The following is an 18,375-nucleotide window of genomic DNA, read 5'->3' as shown; positions in this document are numbered from 1 at the left end:
CGTTACCTTTACAGGTAGGCGCCGCAGACCGGCCACGCGCCGCGGCCCTGGCCGGCGAGCACGTTCTCGGCCACGCGGATCTGCTCCGAACGGCTGGCGTTGGCAGCGTTGCCCTGGCCGCCGTAGGCGTTCCAGGTGCTCTGGGTGAACTGCAGACCACCGTAGAAGCCGTTACCGGTGTTGGCGCCCCAGTTGCCGCTGCTCTCGCAGTTGGCGACGGCATCCCAGTCGCCGGAGGCGGCGGAGGCGGTCGCGGTGGTCAGCGTCAGCGGGACGGCGGCGAACAGGCCGGCGGCCGCGGTGGCGACGATCATGCGGGTGCTGAACTTCCGGTTGCGAGTCATAGATGATTCCCTGGCCTGCGCCCATCCGGCCCGCGCTCTCAGCTGCGGGTCCCCGTCCCCAGGGAGTTCGGTGTCGCTTCGAACCGCGGGACGGGGTTGCCGGTGTTCGGCGGTTCGAGTTGGAGCTCGGCATTGATCCGAGCCGTGAACGACGGTAACGGAACAATCACGACTAATCACGGGGTGATCACGGTCGGTTGACAAATTGGATTCGACCGCACTCACAGACTTTCCCCAGATCGCATCGGGAGATCGGTGAATTACATTTATCGAATTCACCCCCGAATATGTGACCGACGCCACTGGAAAATGGTGATCCGGATCGCGTAATACGGGGCGAAATCAAACGATGAGTGCGTTCATCGGACCCAAAACAAACCGATCAGTTTTACTCGGGGACCCCCGCTCCGACCGGCTGGGATCGCGCTGCGCGGAATCATTGCCCCCGGTCAGAGCAATGGCGATAGTTCCGGGGACACTGTTTCGGCCCCTGCAGGAGGCACCATGAGCCCCGATGAACCCCGCTCCGGCGCCCGCGCCGTCGATCGTGCGATCCAGGTGCTCAACTGCTTCGAGGGCGACGATCCCGAACTCTCGGTCAGCGAGCTGGCCCACCTCGCCGACCTGCCCGTCAGCACCGTGCACCGGCTCGCGCAGGCGCTGGTCCGGGGACGGCTGCTCGATCAGAACCCCGCCAACGACCGCTACCGCATCGGTCACGGACTGGCATCGCTGGCCCGCCCGGCGCTGGCCCGGCTGGGCCTGGAATCGGCCGCGCCGCACCTCTACGCGCTGGCCGCGGGCATTCGCATCACGGTGAGCGTGAGCGTGGCGGAGGACCGCGATGCGGTCACGGTGTTCCAGGCCAGGCCCCCGGTGTACTTCTGCCCCAATCAGGTGCCGCGGGCCCGGCAGCCGCTGCGCGCCAGCGCGGCGGGGCACGCACTGCTGGCCTTCTCCCCCATCAGCACGATCGCCGAGGAGCATGCGGAACGGCGGGATTCGCAGCCCGTCCGCACCGGCGCGCTGCACACCGACCTCGATCGGGTGCGGCGCACCGGCTTCGCCAGCGAACTCGTCCCGACCGATGATCCGATCCGGGCGATCGCCGTGCCGATCGTCGGACCGGACAAACGAGTCCGCGGCGCGCTGGCGGTGCAGGCCAGGTCCGCGCGCCTGGATGCGGATCTGGTGCGCAGTATCGTTCCGGCCATGCGGGCCACCGCCGGCCGAATCGGACCGCTCTTCCAAACCCACGGCGGCCCAACGGATTCCGCCTTCGAATTAGAATCACGCTGATTTCCACATCGTGAAAAGACGGTTGCCCGGCGACCCGGACGACCGCACGATATGAACAACCTGATCATTACCACTTCCGAACTCTCACAAAGGGCCTGGAATGATCCCATTCACTTTTCTGACGCAACGGCGTGCAGTCGATTTGATGCGCGTCGCGCCCGGAGTATGTCGCGGCTGATACGCCGTGCCCTATCTCCGCTTGCGACAGACGCATTCACCGAAAGAATCCGCATGCCCTCCCCCTTTCGACCTTCACGGTCACTGCGCGCCCTGGCCGCCGCATTCGCCGTAGCCACCGCCGCCCTTTCCCTGACCGCGTGCGGCACCTCCGGACCGACCACCACGGCCGACGGCAAAGACGTTGTCCGATACCAGGGCACGACCGGACAGGTGACGGCCTACGAGCTGGCCGCCGACCTCGGCTACTTCACCAAGATCAACCTGCACTGGGAGGGCGACACCACCAGCGGACCCGCCAATATCCAGGCGGCCGCCACCAAGCAGATCGAATTCGGCAGCGCGTTCAACGGCGCGGTGGTCAAGCTCATCGCGGGCGGCGCACCGGTGAAGGCCGTGCTCAGTTCCTATGGGGCCGATGACAAGAACTACACCGGATACTTCGTGCGCGATGACTCCGGCATCACCTCCGCGCGGGACCTCATCGGCAAGAAGGTGGGGGTCAATACCCTCGGCGCGCACCACGAGTTCATCACCCGCGAGTGGCTGCACCAGCAGGGCCTGAGCGAGGCGGAGATCAAGCAGGTGCAGTTCGTGGTGCTGCCGCCGGTCAGTACCGAGGACGCGCTGCGCAAGGGACAGATCGACGTCGCGGCGCTGGGCTCGGTCTTCCGGGACACCGCCATCGCGCGCGGCGGCCTGCACTCGCTCTACACCGACAAGGATCTGTTCGGGCAGTTCGATTACGGCACTTATGTTTTCCGCAACGACTACCTGAAGGACCATGCCGACGCGGTCAAGGACTTCGTGCAGGGCACCGCACGGGCCACCCGCTGGCTGCAGACGACTCCGCACGACGAGGTCGTCGCCAAGTTCGAATCGATCATCAACAAGCGCGGGCGCAATGAGAACACCGGCCTGCTGAAGTACTACACCAGCTACGGCGTCCCCGTCCCCGGCGCCGTGATCGCCGAACGCGAGTTCCAGGTCTGGATCGACTGGCTGGTGCGCAATAACGAACTGCCCCAGGGCAAATTGACAGCCAAGGACCTCTACACCAATCAGGACAACCCGTACGACAACGGCACCTACCCGCCGACCAGCGGGCCGACCGGCGAAGCGGTGGTGGCGAAATGAGTGCCTCGGTGAAACTCGCACTCAGCGGTGTGCGCAAAGAGTTCCCGATCCGCGGGGAACGGGACTCTTTCACCGCGATCGAGGACATTACGGTCGACGTGCGTGAGGGTGAGTTCCTCGTACTCGTCGGGCCCAGCGGTTCGGGCAAGTCGACCCTGCTGGATCTGCTCGGCGGCCTGACCAAGCCGACGACCGGGCAGATTCTGCTCGACGGCGCGCCGATCACCGGCCCCGGGCTGGACCGCGGCATCGTCTTCCAGCAGTACGCGCTGCTGCCGTGGCGCACGGCGCGCACGAATATCGAATTCGGCTTGGAAGCCAAGAAGATTCGCAAACGCGAACGGCAGCAGATCGCCGAGCACTATCTCGAACTGGTCGGGCTGGCCGGATTCGGGGACCGCTATCCGCACGAACTGTCCGGCGGTATGAAGCAGCGCGTCGCCATTGCGCGCAGCCTCGCCTTCGATCCCGAAGTACTGCTCATGGACGAGCCGTTCGCGGCATTGGACGCACAGACGCGGGAATCGCTACAGGACGAACTGCTTCGCATCTGGCGCGCCACCGGCAAGACCATTCTCTTCATCACCCACGGCATCGACGAGGCCGTGTACCTCGGGCAGCGGGTGGCGGTGCTGACCTCCCGGCCCGGCCGGGTCAAGGCGGTCGTCGATATCGATCTCGACCGCGAGGGTGATCCGGATATCCGCTCCAGCGAGAGCTTCCGGGAAGTCCGGCACCACATCTGGTCGCTGCTGCGCGATGAGGTCGCCCGGGCGCAGGGGCAGGAAGCGGCCGCGATCGCCGCCACCGACAGGAGGTCCAGTCATGTCTAGTGCACTGCAGATTGCCGAGACTCCGGTGCTGTCACCGCCGGCGCCGCCGGCCACGCCCGCGACACCCGTGCCGTGGAGCCGGATCGCGCGCGTCGCCGGGCGATTGGCCTGGCGAATTGTCAAGCCAGGCCTGGTGATCGGCGCATTCCTGGTGCTGTGGCAGCTGGCGCCGAAGCTCGGCCTGGTGGATCCGGTATTCCTGCCGCCGTTCTCGGATGTGTGGTCCGCGGGGCTGGAACTGATTCGCAACGGCCAGATGCAGGAGAATGTCTCGGCCAGCGTCACCCGCTCGCTCATCGGGTTCTCCATAGCCGTGGCCACGGCAATCCCCGTGGGCGTGGCGATCGCCTGGTACCGGCCGGTCGCGGAACTCATCAATCCGGTGCTGGAACTGTTCCGCAATACCGCGGCACTGGCACTGCTGCCGGTCTTCGTGCTCATTCTGGGCATCGGCGAAACCTCCAAGATCGCCCTGGTGGTGTACGCCAGCTTCTTCCCGATTCTGCTGAACACCATCTCCGGTGTGCGGTCGGTGGATCCGCTGCTGGTCAAATCCGCGGTCTCACTGGGCTTCTCCCCCATTCCGCTGTTCGTGAAGGTGGTGCTGCCCGCCTCGGTGCCCAGCATCTTCACCGGTGTTCGCATGGCGGCGTCCGCGTCGATCATGGTGCTCATCGCGGCCGAAATGGTCGGCGCGCGGGCCGGACTCGGTTATCTGATCACCGCCGCGCAGCAGAACTTCCAGATTCCCGATATGTACGCGGGCATTGTCGCCATCGCCCTGCTGGGGCTGACGTTCAACGGCGTACTGGTCGCCGTCGAACGCCGGTTGTCCCGCTGGCGTACGCCCGCCGCTCAATAACTCCCGAAGGAAATACTTCTCAATGTCGCGTAAAAGCTTTCACATCAATGCCTTTCTCATGGGCGTCGGGCATCATGAGGCCGCCTGGCGGCACCCGCGCACCAGGGAGCACCAGGTTCTCGAGGTGGAGCACTTCCGGGAGCTGGGCCGCATCGCCGAACGCGGCAAGCTCGATTCGGTGTTCTTCGCCGACGGGCTGGCGGTCGGGCCGCGCATCAAACGCAATACCCTCGCCGTCTTCGAACCGGTCACGCTGCTCGCCGCGATTGCCACCGCCACCGAACATGTGGGACTGATCGCCACCGCGTCCACGACCTACAACGAACCGTTCAATCTGGCGCGCAAGTTCGCCTCGCTCGATCACATCAGCGGCGGGCGCGCGGGCTGGAACATTGTCACCTCCGGAAATGAGGAGGAGGCGTTCAACTTCGGCTACGACTCCATTCCCGAGCACGCGCGCCGCTACGAGCGGGCCGAGGAATTCGTCGATGTGGCCATTCAGCTCTGGGACAGCTGGGAGTCCGATGCCATCGTGCTCGATCCGGAGGAGGGCGTCTTCGCCGATCCGGACAAGGTGCACACCATCGACTATGACGGTGAGCGCTTCCGGATCCGCGGCCCGCTGAACTCCCCGCGCGGCCCGCAGGGACGGCCCCTGCTGGTACAGGCCGGATCCTCCGAGAGCGGTAAGGATTTCGCCGCCCACTACGCCGAGGCCGTGTTCACCGCGCAGCGCACGCTCGAAGAGGGGCAGCAGTTCTACCGGGATCTCAAATCGCGGCTGCCCAAGTACGGGCGCTCGGCCGATGAGCTGAAGGTGCTGCCGGGTCTGGTGCCGTTCATCGCCGAGACCGAGGAGCAGGCGCGGGCCCTGGAGCAGGAGTTCACCGATCTCATCTCGCCCGATTACGCACTGCGGCAGCTCTCTTCGCTGCTGGGCATCGATCTCACCGAACATGCACTCGATGCACCGCTGCCCCCGCTGCCGGAAGAGAGCGAAATCCAGGGCGGCAAGAGCCGATTCACGCTGGTGAAGGAACTGGCGGAGAAGGAAGAGCTCACCGTGCGGCAGTTGATCGGCAAGCTCGGCGGCGGGCGCGGGCATCGCACGCTCGCGGGCACGCCCGTACAGATCGCCGATGATCTGCAGTCCTGGTTCGAGGGCGGGGCGGCCGACGGCTTCAACATCATGCCGCCGTACCTGCCGGGCGGACTGGAGGACTTCGTCGATCAGGTCGTGCCGATCCTGCAGGAGCGCGGGCTCTTCCGCACCGAATACACCGCCACCACCCTGCGTGGGCACTACGGGCTCGAGCCCGTGGAGAGCCAGTTCGCGCCCACCGATATCCAGGCCACCGCCTGAGCCGCACCCCCTACGTCGCCACAACCGATAGTTCGAGTACGAAAGGCACGATCATGACCACTGTCGCCGAAACTCCCACGGGCACACTCCTGATCAGTCCGGTCGCCGGCCACATCGGCGCGGAGATCAGCAATATCGATCTGCGCAATGAGCTTTCCGACGAGCAGGTCGCACAGCTGCAGGCCGCCCTGTACGAATACAAGGTGCTGTTCTTCCGCAATCAGGAGATCGGGCATGCCGAGCACATCGCCTTCTCGCGGCGCTTCGGTGCGGTCACGCCGTCGCATCCCTATGACGACGACGCGCCCACCGAATTCCCGGAGATCCTGGCCGTCGACAGCCGGCTGTACGAAAAGCGCTTCGGGGTGCGGAAGTTCAGCTACACCAATCAGTGGCACACCGATGTGTCGGCGCTGATCAATCCCCCGGCCGCCTCACTGCTGCGCGCCGAGATCGCGCCCGAGCGCGGTGGCGACACCCAGTGGACCAATCTGGCCGCCGCCTACGCCAACCTGCCCGAATCGCTGAAGACGTTCCTGGACGGCCTGTACGCCGAGCACCGCTTCGGCGGCAAGCGGCCGATCTGGGACGCCGACAGCGACTACGCCAAGAAGGTCGCGAAGGCGCCGCTGGTCACCGAGCATCCGGTGATCCGGGTGCATCCGGTGACCGGTGAGCGGGTGCTGTTCGTGAACCCCGGCTTCACCACCCGCATTGTCGGGCTGAGCCCGCGGCAGAGCGACGCCCTGCTGGAGCTGCTGTTCGCGGAGATCTCCGCGCCGTCCTACACGGTCCGATTCCGCTGGGAGAAGGGTAGTCTCGCGTTCTGGGACAACCGCGCCACCGCGCACCTCGCGCCCAGCGACCTCGACCTCCTCGAGGTCACCCGGGTGCTCTACCGCACCACGCTCGAGGGTGATGTTCCGGTGGGTGTGGACGGGCAGTCCTCCCGCGCCATCGCCGGTGAGAAGTTCAGCGGCAACTGACGTCCGGCGCGAATAGTCCCGAGGGCCTTCGGTAGTCGCCGAAGGCCCTCGGGCTGTCGCGGGCGATTACGAAGCCTTCAGGAACCTCAGATAGAACGCACCGAACACCAGGACGATCCCGACGTTCACCAGCAGGCGCGGCCAGAAGTGGTGTCTGAAGATCAGGACATCCACGCCGATCACGACGACCACCATCGCCACCACGTAGAGCGCGAGCGCTGCCTGTCTTCCCATAGCTCCTTTCTACTCCGTGTACTCGCGCACAGGATGTTCGGCGGGCCGCCGCTCGCAGGCCGTGTTTCGGACATCTTGGCCCGCCTGACTTTCATACGGCGATCATTCGGCGATCACCCGGCGTTCCGGAACCGCTGCTCTACTTCTAAGCATGGTCAACGTCTCTCGCAGACGTATACTCGGCTCGATGGCAGGCATCGCGGTTGGGGCGGCAGCGGCTTCATTACTGCCATCTTCCCTGCAACGCGCCATGGCGGCACCGGTCCCGGCAGGCGGGCTGGGTGCTATCGAACATGTGGTCCTGCTCATGCAGGAGAACCGGTCATTCGACCACTACTTCGGGTCGCTCGCGGGGGTGCGCGGGTTCGGAGACGACTCTCCGCTACGTTTGCGCAACGGTCGCACGGCGTTTCAGCAACCACGGCGGCAGGGCTCGCTGGACGGGGATGTGCTGCCGTTCTCGGTGCGCGACGCCGCGACGCTGGCCGGACGGCCCGACAGCGATATCCAATACCTCGACAGCCTCGACCACGAGTGGAACGGCAGTACCCAGGCCTGGTCGCAGGGCTGGTGGGATCGCTGGATCGAGGCCAAGAGCCCGGCCACCATGACCTATTACGAGCGGCGCGATCTGCCGCTGCAGTACGAACTGGCCGACACCTTCACCACCTGCGACGCCTACCACTGCTCGATGTTCGGCGGCACCAATCCCAATCGCAACTATTTCTTCACCGGCACAACGGGTTTCGAGCCCGGCGGGAAGAAGCGCGCGGTCGACAACGCGGCCTACGACGCCAAGCACAAGGGTTACGACTGGACCACCTATCCGGAGCGGCTCGAGGCCGCGGGCGTGTCGTGGCAGATCTATCAGGAGTGGGACAACTTCACCGACAATCCGGTCGAATACTTCGTGCCGTTCAAGCGGATCGGGAAGAAGATGCTGGCAGAGGTGAGCGGCCGCTACCGCACCACGGAGAAGTTCTACGAATCCCTGGCCGGGCGGTCCTACGGCGAGCAACAGCGGATGGTGCGGCAGCTGAGCGCCGCGCGGGATACCCTGACCGCCGCCGAGCGCAGCCTGTTCGACCGGGGGATGTATCGCAGCGAACCCGATACGCTGCTGCAGCGCTTCGCCGATGATATTGCCGCCGACCGGCTTCCGAAGGTCAGCTGGCTGGTGCCGCCGGCGCAGTACTCCGAGCACCCCTCCGAATCGACGCCGGTCGGCAGTGCGACCTTCATCCATCGGCTGCTCGATATCATCGGCGGCGATATCGACACCTGGTCCAAGACAGCGATTTTCCTGACCTTCGACGAGAACGACGGCTACTTCGACCATGTGCCGCCGCCGGTGCCGCCGCGGCCCAGCTCCGGCAATGGCGACGACTGGTACGACGGCAAGGCCATCGGGCTGGGCGTCCGGGTACCGATGACCATTATCTCGCCGTGGACCATGGGCGGATTCGTCTCCTCGGAGGTCTTCGATCACACCTCGGTACTGCGGTTCCTGGAAACGTGGACGGGGGTGCGCGAGCCGAATATCAGCACCTGGCGGCGCACCGTCTGCGGCGATATGACCTCGGCCTTCGATTTCACCACCGCCGGTAAGCGGCCGCACGTGGCCGCGCCCGGGCCGATTCCGGCGCCGATCACGCGCTGGAAGCCCGATCCGCCGGGGGCGCAATCGCTTCCGGTGCAGGAGCTCGAAATGCGCCCCTCCCGGCCGCTGCCGTATCAACCGTCGGTCTCCAGCGCGCTGGACGGATCGGTGCTGTCGGTGACGCTCGCCGACAGTGGAAAGTCGTCGGCGCACTTCACGATCTATCCGTTCGCGGGGCTGCCGGGCGATCCGCGCCACTACGACGTCACCACCAAGCTCACCGAGAAGCTCACGGTGACAGGGAAATACGATCTGGTGATCCAGGGGCCGAACCGGTTCTGGCATGAACTGCGCGGGTCGGTCGGTGGACCGGCGGCGGGGGTGCGGGTCGGGACCGAGGCCGTGAGCCGCTCGACCGCCGTCCTCGTGCTCGCCAATCACGGTGCGAGCGCGGTGATTCTGCACATCACGCCGCGGCGCTACGGGGGCGACACCCAGCGCGTCGAGCTCACGGCGGGAGGCGGGCAGCGACTCGAATGGGCCACCTACGACGGGTGGTACGACCTCGAGATCACCGCTGACAACGATCCGGACTTCTTCCGGCGGGTCACCGGACGGATCGAGGACGGCACCCCGAGCGTGAACTCGGACTGACCGTCCCCGATTCGCGTCTGCGCCCCAGCTGATTGCGGGGCTAGCGGCCCAGCGGCCGGGGCGGCGGCGGGGGCTGCTGCCACCGCGGATCACTGGTCGGCGGGTCCTGGCGGTACTGCTGCTGCGCCGGATCCTGCGGTAGGGCCTGCGTCGCGTCCGGACGCTGTTGCAGCGGTGGGGTTTCCCGTGACTTGACGGTGGACGGCAGTGCCGACGGGTCCGCGGGGACCCGCGCATCGGCCTCCGCCGCCCGGACCGCCCGCTCGGCGGCCGGGTCGGTCGCGGTGTCGAACCAGTCCGCCACCTCGTCGGAATCGTCCTCGGCGCGCTCGGCGGGTGCGGTATCCGTGCTGGGCTCGTAGCGGAAGGCGCCGTCCTCGCCCTTGGTGCCGAAATTGCGGGCGAAACCCTCCAGTGCCTTGCCGAAATCGCTGGGCACCAGCCACACCTTGTTGGCATCGCCCTTCGCCACCTCGGGCAGGGTCTGCAGGTACTGGTAGGCCAGCAGTTCGGGCGTGGGCTTGCCGTTCTTGATGGCGGCGAACACCTTTTCGATGGCCTTGGCCTGGCCTTGCGCCTGCAGGTAGGCGGCGGCGCGTTCACCCTGCGCGCGCAGGATGCGGGACTGCCGCTCACCCTCGGCCGACAGGATCGCGGCCTGCTTGCCGCCCTCGGCGGACAGGATCGCGGCCTGCTTCTGACCCTCGGCGGTCTTGATGGACGCCTCGCGCTGACCCTCGGCGGTGAGGATGATGGCCCGCTTCTCGCGGTCGGCCTTCATCTGCTTCTCCATCGATTCCTGAATCGACGGCGGCGGATCGATGGCCTTGAGCTCCACACGCGATACCCGCAGACCCCAGCGGCCGGTGGCCTCGTCCAGCACTCCGCGCAGCTGATGGTTGATCTGATCGCGCGAGGTCAGCGTCTCCTCGAGGGTCATGCCACCGACCACATTGCGCAGCGTGGTGATGGTCAACTGCTCCACGGCGGCAATGTAATTGCTGATTTCGTAGACCGCGGCCTGCGGGCTGGTGACCTGGAAATAGACCACGGAGTCGATCTGCACCGTCAGGTTGTCCTGGGTGATCACCGGCTGCGGCGGGAACGAGACGACCCGCTCGCGCAGATCCACCTTGGCGCGAACGCGATCGGCGAACGGCACCAGGAAGGTCAGCTGCCCCGATACGGTGCGCGAATAACGGCCCAGCCGTTCGATGACCGCCGCTTCGGCCTGCGGCACCAGCGCCACCGACTTGAAGACGACGACCACCGCCAGCAGGACCAGTACGACGGCGACTATGAGTACTGCCATTAGGGCCCCTTCCACACGACGACGTGCGCGCCGTCGATCCTCATGATGTAGACGGTCGAACCCTCCGGATAGTGGTCGCCCGGTTCGAACGGGCGCGCGCTCCACACCTCACCGCCCAGCTTCACCCGCCCCCCGTTCTCGTCGACCGCCTCGAGCACCCGGGCCGTCTTACCCGGCAACGCATCCACACCGGTCGGCGTGGGCGGTGGAATCGCGTAGCGACGCAACAAGAGTGGACGAACGAGCAAGAGTAATGCAACCGCGGTGACGCCGAAGATCACCGCATCCACCACCAGCGAGGTGCCGGCCAGGCCGCTCACCCCCGCCGTGATCACCGCCGCGCCACCGAGCATGAGCAGCGTGAGATCACCCGTGAGCATCTCCGCCGCCGCGAGGAGCAACCCCGCGACCAGAAACACAATTGCCGCCACGAGTCCACAGTAATCGCTCCGGGGCGGCTCAGCCGGAGATCGACTCCGGGCGCGGTCCGTTTCGGGCGGCGTGCCGAATTCGCGCGTCGGAGCGGGGCATTTCGTTATTCGACCGGTACCTTCGATGCGGTGAGCGGGCGTGACATCTACAGCGGCGACATCTACTCCGGGCATGCGCGGACGCGTAAGCGTGAGATACCGAAGGTGGTCGCCGAACGGGACCTGGTGGCGGAGGACGCGGCGAGCGGATTCTGCGGCGCCGTAATCGGTTTCGACCGGACCTACGACGGCGACTTCGTCAAACTCGAGGATCGCGGCGGGCGGGTGCGCTTGTTCGCGCTGCGCGAGGCGGCGTTTCTCATTGACGGTCAGCCGGTGACGCTGGTGCGGCCGACGGCGGTGGCGCCCAAGCAGCCGACCCGATCGGCGTCCGGATCCACGCGGGTCGAGGGTGCGCGGGCGCGGGTGGCGCGGGCGAGCCGGATCTGGGTGGAGGGCGTGCACGATGCCGCGATCGTGGAGCGGGTGTGGGGGCACGATCTGCGGGTCGAAGGCGTCGTGGTGGAACAGCTCGAAGGGCTCGATCATCTCGGCGCGCGGCTCGGGGAATTCCGGCCCGGGCCCGGCAGTCGCGTGGGTGTGCTCGTCGATCATCTGGTGACCGGGTCCAAGGAGACGAACCTCACCACCGGATTGGGGCCGCATGTGCTGGTCACCGGTCACCCGTATATCGATGTGTGGCAAGCGGTTCGGCCCGCTGTGCTCGGCATAAAGGCCTGGCCGGAGGTACCGCGCGGTGAGGACTGGAAGACCGGCGTCTGCCGCCGCCTCGGCTGGGGCACGCCGCAGGAAGGGTGGCGGCGCGTCTACAACGGCGTGGAATCGTTTCGCGATCTGGAGACCCCGCTGATCGGCGCCGTCGAACGACTGATCGATTTCGTCACCGACCCGCAGTAGCCCGCCAGTTATCCTGTGTTCATGAGTTCCCCGAGCGCCACGCTGACGGTCTGGGCCGCATCCTGGCTCGCCGGCCGCAGCGCCCCCGACGATGTGCTGGATGCGCTGCGCGCCTGGGCGCAGCGCCAGACCGTCGCCGCCGGGGATCCCGTCACCGGCGGCCACACCGGATTGCCCTGGGCCGCCGAGGAAACCGCCGATACCAGCCGCGGTGCGGGAATCATGGTGCTGCTCAAGCTCATCCGCGAGGCGATGGCCGGGCCCGAGGCGCAGCTGCGCCTGGTGCTACCTGTCTCCGGAGATGTCCGCGGTCTGCCCGTCGGCACCGAATTCGCCGCCGCCGCAACCGAAGCCGGTGAGGGCCTGTACGTCGGCTCACCCGGTGCGGACGGCACCGGCCTGGTCCCGGTCTGGACCGATGACGACAGCCTCCAGTGGCGCGTCTACGCCACCCCCATCCCCCGGACCGTCGAGCCCGAAATGCCGCTCGGCGAAGCCGAATACACCATGCGCCAGGCGGTCCGGGACGCCGCCGATGCCCTCCAGCAGCTGCAAACCACCCGTGTGGACGATGCCGGCGGGCCCAGCCCCCGCGACCTCATCGAAGACGAACTGGCCGCCTACTCGCAGCACCAGTACCCCGACTCGCTCCCCCTGCGCGCCCGCCGCATCCTCGACACGGCCGACCAGGTGGCCGCCATCCTGACCGTCGCGGAACGCGCTCCCGCCTCCGCCCCCACCTCGGCGACCGCCATCGCCGCTCAGGAATCCCTCCTCCGCCCCCTCTGGAACGCCATCCGCTCCGCCCGCCTGGCCGCAGTCCACGCCCGCCCCTGAGGGGTCAGCTTCGTCGGGTGCGGCGGGTGCGGCCGGAGCGCAATGCGTCCTTGACCTTTTCGCCTACGCCTTTGAGGTCGGCCTTCATCTTTTTGCGGCGGCCCGCTCCGGCCATGCGGCGGTCGCCGAGGGTTTCTCCGGCCAACTGCTTGGCCTGGCCGGTCAGTCGGTCGAACTTGTTTCGGATCTTGTTGGTACTGGTCATCGCTCGTCCCTGTCGAATATCGGTGCTGGACACCTCTACTCGGGAACTACCCGGGACGTGTCGATCGAATCAGGCCGACTGCCGGATGCGGGGATATCTCTGTCGCGGCTGGGTATGGCGACGGTATGAAGCGGGTCGGAGGAATCTCTGTGCGCCAGAAGGTGATTGCCGTGTGCGCCTGTGCGGGTGCGCTCACACTCTCGGCGTGTGACTACGTCAACGGCGGGAATATGGCGCCTTCGGAAACCTCATCCAGTGATCTGGTGCCGCCGGGGAATTCGCGATCGGTCTCCGCGCCGTCGGCGATCTCTCCGGCCGTATTGCGGCACAAGACCTGCGAGGGTCTGCTGTCCCGGTTCGATGGGATTCGGCGCGACTCCGGTCAGCCGGGCGTCGACCGTGCCGTGGACGACGCGATCAACGGCTTTCACACCACACCGGACTGGGCCGTCCTGACCGACGATCAGCGGCAAGCCACGATCGATGGGGCGCACGATGCGGGAACCGGCAACTGCCCGTAGGTCGCCCGGTCAGCTGCGGCCGCCGAGGACCATCAGGAAGAACAGCACGCCGCCGGCGGCCATGAGAATGGTGCCGATAATGCCGAGGACGAGGCCGATCAGGACCTGGTGGCGGCCGCCGTAGATGCCGCCGGAGGCGTCGATCTCACGCAGCGATCGTGCACCGAGTGCCCACGCGACCGGCGCGCACGCGCCGCAGCAGAACACCCCGAGCACGCCCAGGATCAGCACCATCATGGCGTGCGGATGTTCCTGCGGGCCGTGCTGCGGGCGCGACCACATTACGGGACCGTTGAGCTGCGAACCGTAGGGATCGAACATCTGGTGAACCTACAGCGGAAATCCGCCATACCGGGCGAGCCGCGCCCAGCGGCCAACCAGCGGATTCCCCGGCGGGCGTCGCACCATCGGCACGGCCCGCCGACCGATTCGTTTCCACTGTAGATCTACGTTGTTGACACCGACCTCCGGGCGGCGTGTACTGGGAGCATCAGCGGATCGAGGCCCCACGCTGCGTGTTCCGGGCCCGACCCGCAATGTTGCGTGAGAAGGACTGCCCAATGCACACCACCAGCGCCGCCTCCGAGGCCGACGTCTTCAGTCTTGCCCCCGGCCCGAAAGAGTGGGCCTGACCGACGAGCGGATCGATCGACTACAAGTGATGACGTCACGGTGATGCAGGGACAGGACCGGAAACTGGCCGGGATCCAGCATGAGTACTGGCAGCAGATGTACAGCGCTCATCCGCAGATGTACGGCGACGAGCCGTCAGCGCCCGCACGGTACGCGGCCGAGGTCTTCCGTACGTCGGGGGCGCACGACGTCCTGGAGTTGGGGGCCGGGCAGGGGCGAGACAGCCTGCACTTCGCTCGGCTCGGATTCGCGGTACAGGCAACGGATTTCAGCGGTGTCGGCCTGGAACAGCTCGGTGCGCACGCCGCCACGGAGGGACTGCACAACCTGCGGACGGCGGTGCTCGAGGTACGGCAGCCCTTGCCGCTGCCCGATGCGTCCGTGGATGCGGTGTACGCGCACATGCTGCTGTGTATGGCGTTGTCCACCACCGAGATTGCCGATCTGGTCGGCGAGATCCGCCGGGTGCTGCGGCCGGGCGGCACCTTCGTCTACACGGTGCGTCACACCGGCGACCCCGACTTCTGCGTCGGAATCGCGCACGGGGACGACATTTTCGAACACGACGGCCTCGCCGTGCACTTCTTCCCGCGTTATCTCGTGGTCGACCTCGCCGAGGGCTGGCGCCTGCGCGATATCCGAACATTGACCGAGGGTGACCTACCGCACCGCCTGTGGCGAGTCACCCAGACCCTGACCGACTGAACCGGTTGCCGTCCACCAGCGGAACCGATGCGGTCAGCTCACTCGGAACCCTCGGCCGGGAATTGCTGGCGCAGTTTGAACTTCTGCAGTTTGCCGGTGGCGGTGCGGGCCAGTTCGGTGCGGAATTCGATGCGTTTGGGGCACTTGTACCCGGCCAGATGTACGCGGCAGTGGGCGATGAGTTCGTCGGCTGTGATCGGGGTGGCGGTCACGACCAGGGCGGTGACCAGTTCACCCCACTTCTCGTCGGCGATGCCGATGACCGCGGCTTCGCGGACGGCGTCGTGCAGCAGCAGGGCGTCCTCGACCTCGATGGAGGACACGTTCTCTCCCCCGGTGATGATCACGTCCTTCTTGCGGTCGGTGATCGTGAGATAACCATCGGAGACGGTGCCGCCGTCGCCGGTGTGAAACCAGTTGCCTGCCAACGCCTCTGCGGTCGCATCCGGGTTGTTCCAGTAACCGAGCAGGTTGTGATTGGACTGCGCGAGGATCTCGCCGGTGGCGTCGATATCGATCCGCACGCCCAGTGCGGGTGCGCCCGCCCGGCCCAGCAGCCGGGCCTGCTGGGGCGCGGGCAGCTCATCCCATTCGGCGCGCATGCGCGACATGGTCAGCAGCGGTGCGGTTTCGGTGAGGCCGTAGATCTGGATGAATTCCCAGCCGAGTTCACTGCGCACCTGCTCGATCACCCGGGTGGGCGGCGGCGCACCGGCGACGATGGCCCGCACCCGATCACGGCCGGGGATCGGGCCGTCCCAGGTGCGTGCCGCCTCCAGAACCGCGCTGATCACCGCGGGCGCGGCGCAGAGGTAGGTGACCCCGTGCTCCTCGATGCGCCGCAGAATCTCCGCACCGTCTATCTGGCGGATGACCACCTGTTTGACGCCCATCGCGGTCGCCGCGAACGGCTGCCCCCAGCCATTGGCGTGGAACATCGGCAGGGTGTGCAGGTACACGTCACGATCGTGCACGCCGGTATGCCAGCCGAATACGGTCGCATTCAGCCACAGATTGCGATGGGTGAGCTGCACCCCCTTGGGCCGGGCGGTGGTGCCGGAGGTGTAATTGATCGTCGCGGTCGCCGACTCCGAAATCTCTTGCCAGGCAGCCGGTTCGGCGCCCGCCGACCAGATCTTGTCGTCATCGTCGCCGAAGACGAACTTCACCCGGCAATCGACCTCGTCGAGCACGGACTTCAGCGCGGGATCCACGATCACCACCTCGGCGCCGGAATGCTCGACGATATAGGCGATCTCATCACCCCCGAGCCGGAAATTGACCGGCACCAGCACCCGCCCCCACCCGCTCACCCCGAAGAAACTGCTCAGCAGCCGCGCGGAGTTCTGCGACACCACCGCCACCCGCGCGCCCGGTCGCACACCAAGACCATCCAGCGCACCCGCCTGAGCCCTGGCCCGCTCCCGCAGCTGCGCATAGGTGATCTCACCCCAGGACGTCGCCGGCTGATCAGGCTCGTCGACGATGGCCACCCGATCCGGATACACGGTGAACGCACGGTCGAGGAAATCGTTGACGGTGAGCGGAAACTGCATGAGGTGTCCTCCGAACGGTTGCGCACGTGCGGAATCCGAGTCTACGACGGACCACTGCCCTCATCCGGGCATCACCTCGCATCACTACCTGGTGGACAAGGGAGAGGCCGGGCCGCGGGTGTCACATCGCGGCGTGCGGCGCCGCATGCAGTCAAGAGCGTAGTCAACCACCGCACGCCTCCGGCCGATCGGTGGTGGCAGCCGGTTACCGCGGTCGCGCGCCGCTCACATGGCCCGTCCCAGGGTCGCTTGTGTCCGGCCTCCATCTTCGCGGGTGGATGTGATCGTCCACAGCCGCTCCGGGATCGCGGTGGCGGCAGCTGTCGCGTACGCGTCCACATGTAAAGCGGGCGTTCCCGATTCGTCGTGCAACAGGGTGGCTCGGGATTGCGAGCCGTCCGCGAAGATCAGATCGTATTCGCCTGCGGCGGAGTCGAATTCGAGGGTCAGGCCGGGAAACAGGTGAGAATATGGCACCGTGATGGTGCTGTCCGCTGCTGCCATTCGATTCACCATCCTGTCGCGGGTCCGGATTCGGCGGGTACCGATCACGGAAGGCGAGGCGCTGCTCCGGCCGGGGCCGCAGGTGAGGAGCTTTCACCGGTGGTGACCGTCATGCGAGGTAGTCGCCCAAAGCATCGAGCAGGCCCCGGGTGCCTTGCTCACGGTTCGGGCCGTCGGCCCAGAACTGGTCGAAGAAGACGCCGTGCTCGGCATGGGTGAAGCGCGTGCCCTCAGCGATCGGCTCGAACTCCAGAGAGGCCACCGACGTCGACATGTGAATCCCGTCGATCCACATGTCGTACGTCGTGACGATGCGGATGTGCTCGACGATATCGGTGTAGGTGGCCTCGTACCGCGACACCGGACCGTCGTGGAACTTTCCCTCGGCGACATCACGTCCGCCGATGCGGAAGTCGAAGACCCACTCGCCCGGCTCGATGGCGTCGCCCGCGCCCCACCAGGCCAACTTCTGCTGCTCCTCGGCGAACGCGCCCCAGACGCGCTCGACGGGAACCGGGTAGCTGCGGGTCAGGGTGAACTCGGCGCGGGCGAGTCGGCGTTCGATCGTCAAGTGCGCGTCCTAACGGGTGAACGTGACGTGGATCGTGCCGCTCTCGGCCACTTCCGTCGTCACCTTGTGGGTGAGGTCCAGACCACCCAGATCGTCCCACAGCCTGGTCCCCCGGCCGAGGACGATGGGCGCGATCATGAGGTGCAAGTCGTCGACCAGGCCGGCGCGCAGGAAGGCACGCGCGGTGCCGACGCCACCGCTGACGCGCACGTCCTGACCACCCGCGGCATCGGTCGCCTCGGCGAGGACGTCTTCGATTGCGCTGCTGCGGAAGTGGAACGTCGTCCCGCCCTTCATCGGGATCGACGGCCGCGGGGCGGTGTGCGTGAGGACGTAGACCGGCGTGCCGTACGGCGGCTCGTCACCCCACCAGCCCTTCCATTCCGGATCGCCGGGGAACGCGTGCAGTCCGAACATGCCCGCGCCCATGATCTCGGCCCCGATTCCCTCGAAGAACGCGGCGGTATAGCGGTCGTCGACGCCGGTCGAGCCGGCGCCGCTGGTATCGCCGAACACGCGCTCGCGGAATGTGCGGGTCGCGAGGTGGCCCGCGCTGAGGCGCGCCCAGTCCTCACCCATCGGATTTTCGGGGGAGCTGTTGGCCGAGGTGAGGCCGTCCAGCGAGACGAACAGGTTGACGCGAACGCGGGTCAT

The 18,375-nt window shown here is 66.7% G+C and carries 21 protein-coding genes; 11 read left to right on the top strand and 10 right to left on the bottom strand.

Annotation, left to right across the window (positions count from 1 at the left end):
* Window positions 1-8: 8 nt before the first annotated feature.
* Window positions 9-314, bottom strand: coding sequence for a transglycosylase family protein (locus OG326_RS21960; protein ID WP_327146552.1), 306 nt, complete (start codon window positions 312-314; stop codon window positions 9-11).
* Between the two features lie 534 nt (window positions 315-848).
* On the opposite strand from OG326_RS21960, the gene OG326_RS21955 reads away from it, so the two are divergent.
* The 6 genes from OG326_RS21955 to OG326_RS21930 all read left to right on the top strand — a co-directional run bounded on the left by OG326_RS21955 (window position 849) and on the right by OG326_RS21930 (window position 7,001).
* On the top strand, window positions 849-1,643 hold the full coding sequence (locus OG326_RS21955) for an IclR family transcriptional regulator (protein WP_327138977.1): 795 nt from the start codon (window positions 849-851) through the stop codon (window positions 1,641-1,643).
* Window positions 1,644-1,874: 231 nt separating this feature from the next.
* Window positions 1,875-2,957 carry an ABC transporter substrate-binding protein gene (locus OG326_RS21950; RefSeq protein WP_327138976.1) on the top strand — a complete coding sequence of 361 codons (1,083 nt, stop codon included), beginning with the start codon at window positions 1,875-1,877 and terminating at the stop codon, window positions 2,955-2,957.
* Window positions 2,954-3,790 (top strand): ABC transporter ATP-binding protein, encoded by an 837-nt coding sequence (locus OG326_RS21945; RefSeq protein WP_327138975.1) that lies wholly within the window; start codon window positions 2,954-2,956, stop codon window positions 3,788-3,790. The genes OG326_RS21950 and OG326_RS21945 overlap by 4 nt, the downstream gene beginning before the upstream one ends.
* On the top strand, window positions 3,783-4,652 hold the full coding sequence (locus tag OG326_RS21940; RefSeq protein ID WP_327138974.1) for an ABC transporter permease: 870 nt from the start codon (window positions 3,783-3,785) through the stop codon (window positions 4,650-4,652). The genes OG326_RS21945 and OG326_RS21940 overlap by 8 nt, the downstream gene beginning before the upstream one ends.
* Window positions 4,653-4,674: 22 nt before the next feature.
* The gene (locus tag OG326_RS21935; RefSeq protein ID WP_327138973.1) at window positions 4,675-6,015 is read left to right on the top strand and encodes an LLM class flavin-dependent oxidoreductase; all 1,341 of its coding nucleotides are present in this window, start codon (window positions 4,675-4,677) and stop codon (window positions 6,013-6,015) included.
* 53 nt (window positions 6,016-6,068) lie between these two features.
* Window positions 6,069-7,001 carry a TauD/TfdA dioxygenase family protein gene (locus OG326_RS21930; protein WP_327138972.1) on the top strand — a complete coding sequence of 311 codons (933 nt, stop codon included), beginning with the start codon at window positions 6,069-6,071 and terminating at the stop codon, window positions 6,999-7,001.
* Window positions 7,002-7,067: 66 nt separating this feature from the next.
* Here the strand turns inward: OG326_RS21930 and OG326_RS21925 are convergent, their stop codons facing one another.
* Window positions 7,068-7,235, bottom strand: a complete 168-nt coding sequence (locus tag OG326_RS21925; protein ID WP_327138971.1) for a hypothetical protein — start codon at window positions 7,233-7,235, stop codon at window positions 7,068-7,070.
* 151 nt (window positions 7,236-7,386) lie between these two features.
* Here OG326_RS21925 and OG326_RS21920 point away from each other — a divergent pair, with 151 nt between their 5' ends.
* Entirely contained in the window at window positions 7,387-9,489 is a 2,103-nt protein-coding gene (locus tag OG326_RS21920; protein ID WP_327138970.1) for a phosphocholine-specific phospholipase C, read from the top strand.
* A gap of 40 nt (window positions 9,490-9,529) precedes the next feature.
* On the opposite strand, the gene OG326_RS21915 is transcribed toward OG326_RS21920, so the two are convergent.
* Complete coding sequence (locus OG326_RS21915) at window positions 9,530-10,801, bottom strand: SPFH domain-containing protein (RefSeq protein WP_327138969.1); 1,272 nt, start codon at window positions 10,799-10,801, stop codon at window positions 9,530-9,532.
* Window positions 10,801-11,232 (bottom strand): NfeD family protein, encoded by a 432-nt coding sequence (locus tag OG326_RS21910; protein WP_327138968.1) that lies wholly within the window; start codon window positions 11,230-11,232, stop codon window positions 10,801-10,803. Before OG326_RS21910 ends, OG326_RS21915 begins: the two co-directional genes overlap by 1 nt.
* A gap of 129 nt (window positions 11,233-11,361) precedes the next feature.
* On the opposite strand from OG326_RS21910, the gene OG326_RS21905 reads away from it, so the two are divergent.
* Entirely contained in the window at window positions 11,362-12,189 is an 828-nt protein-coding gene (locus OG326_RS21905) for a DUF3097 domain-containing protein (protein WP_327138967.1), read from the top strand.
* A 21-nt stretch (window positions 12,190-12,210) separates the two neighbouring features.
* A complete protein-coding gene (locus OG326_RS21900; protein WP_327138966.1) occupies window positions 12,211-13,026 on the top strand; it encodes a hypothetical protein in 816 nt (271 codons plus the stop codon).
* A 4-nt stretch (window positions 13,027-13,030) separates the two neighbouring features.
* Here the strand turns inward: OG326_RS21900 and OG326_RS21895 are convergent, their stop codons facing one another.
* Window positions 13,031-13,231 carry a CsbD family protein gene (locus OG326_RS21895; protein ID WP_327138965.1) on the bottom strand — a complete coding sequence of 67 codons (201 nt, stop codon included), beginning with the start codon at window positions 13,229-13,231 and terminating at the stop codon, window positions 13,031-13,033.
* A gap of 149 nt (window positions 13,232-13,380) precedes the next feature.
* On the opposite strand from OG326_RS21895, the gene OG326_RS21890 reads away from it, so the two are divergent.
* A complete protein-coding gene (locus tag OG326_RS21890) occupies window positions 13,381-13,752 on the top strand; it encodes a hypothetical protein (protein ID WP_327138964.1) in 372 nt (123 codons plus the stop codon).
* Window positions 13,753-13,761: 9 nt separating this feature from the next.
* Here OG326_RS21890 and OG326_RS21885 read toward each other — a convergent pair whose 3' ends face one another.
* Window positions 13,762-14,073: a DUF4190 domain-containing protein gene (locus tag OG326_RS21885; protein WP_327138963.1), complete on the bottom strand. Its 312-nt coding sequence runs from the start codon at window positions 14,071-14,073 to the stop codon at window positions 13,762-13,764.
* A gap of 354 nt (window positions 14,074-14,427) precedes the next feature.
* Here OG326_RS21885 and OG326_RS21880 point away from each other — a divergent pair, with 354 nt between their 5' ends.
* Window positions 14,428-15,090, top strand: coding sequence for a class I SAM-dependent methyltransferase (locus tag OG326_RS21880; protein WP_327138962.1), 663 nt, complete (start codon window positions 14,428-14,430; stop codon window positions 15,088-15,090).
* Window positions 15,091-15,128: 38 nt separating this feature from the next.
* Here the strand turns inward: OG326_RS21880 and OG326_RS21875 are convergent, their stop codons facing one another.
* From OG326_RS21875 to OG326_RS21860, 4 genes are all read right to left on the bottom strand, one after another.
* The gene (locus OG326_RS21875) at window positions 15,129-16,646 is read right to left on the bottom strand and encodes an AMP-binding protein (protein ID WP_327138961.1); all 1,518 of its coding nucleotides are present in this window, start codon (window positions 16,644-16,646) and stop codon (window positions 15,129-15,131) included.
* A 225-nt stretch (window positions 16,647-16,871) separates the two neighbouring features.
* Window positions 16,872-17,150 (bottom strand): hypothetical protein, encoded by a 279-nt coding sequence (locus OG326_RS21870; protein WP_327138960.1) that lies wholly within the window; start codon window positions 17,148-17,150, stop codon window positions 16,872-16,874.
* 109 nt (window positions 17,151-17,259) lie between these two features.
* Entirely contained in the window at window positions 17,260-17,721 is a 462-nt protein-coding gene (locus OG326_RS21865; protein ID WP_327138959.1) for an SRPBCC domain-containing protein, read from the bottom strand.
* A gap of 9 nt (window positions 17,722-17,730) precedes the next feature.
* On the bottom strand, window positions 17,731-18,375 hold the full coding sequence (locus tag OG326_RS21860; protein ID WP_327138958.1) for a dihydrofolate reductase family protein: 645 nt from the start codon (window positions 18,373-18,375) through the stop codon (window positions 17,731-17,733).

Origin of the sequence: Nocardia sp. NBC_01327 (assembly GCF_035958815.1) — a bacterium.
Taxonomy (GTDB): Bacteria; Actinomycetota; Actinomycetes; order Mycobacteriales; family Mycobacteriaceae; genus Nocardia.
This window is presented reverse-complemented; position numbering and strand designations above follow the sequence as displayed.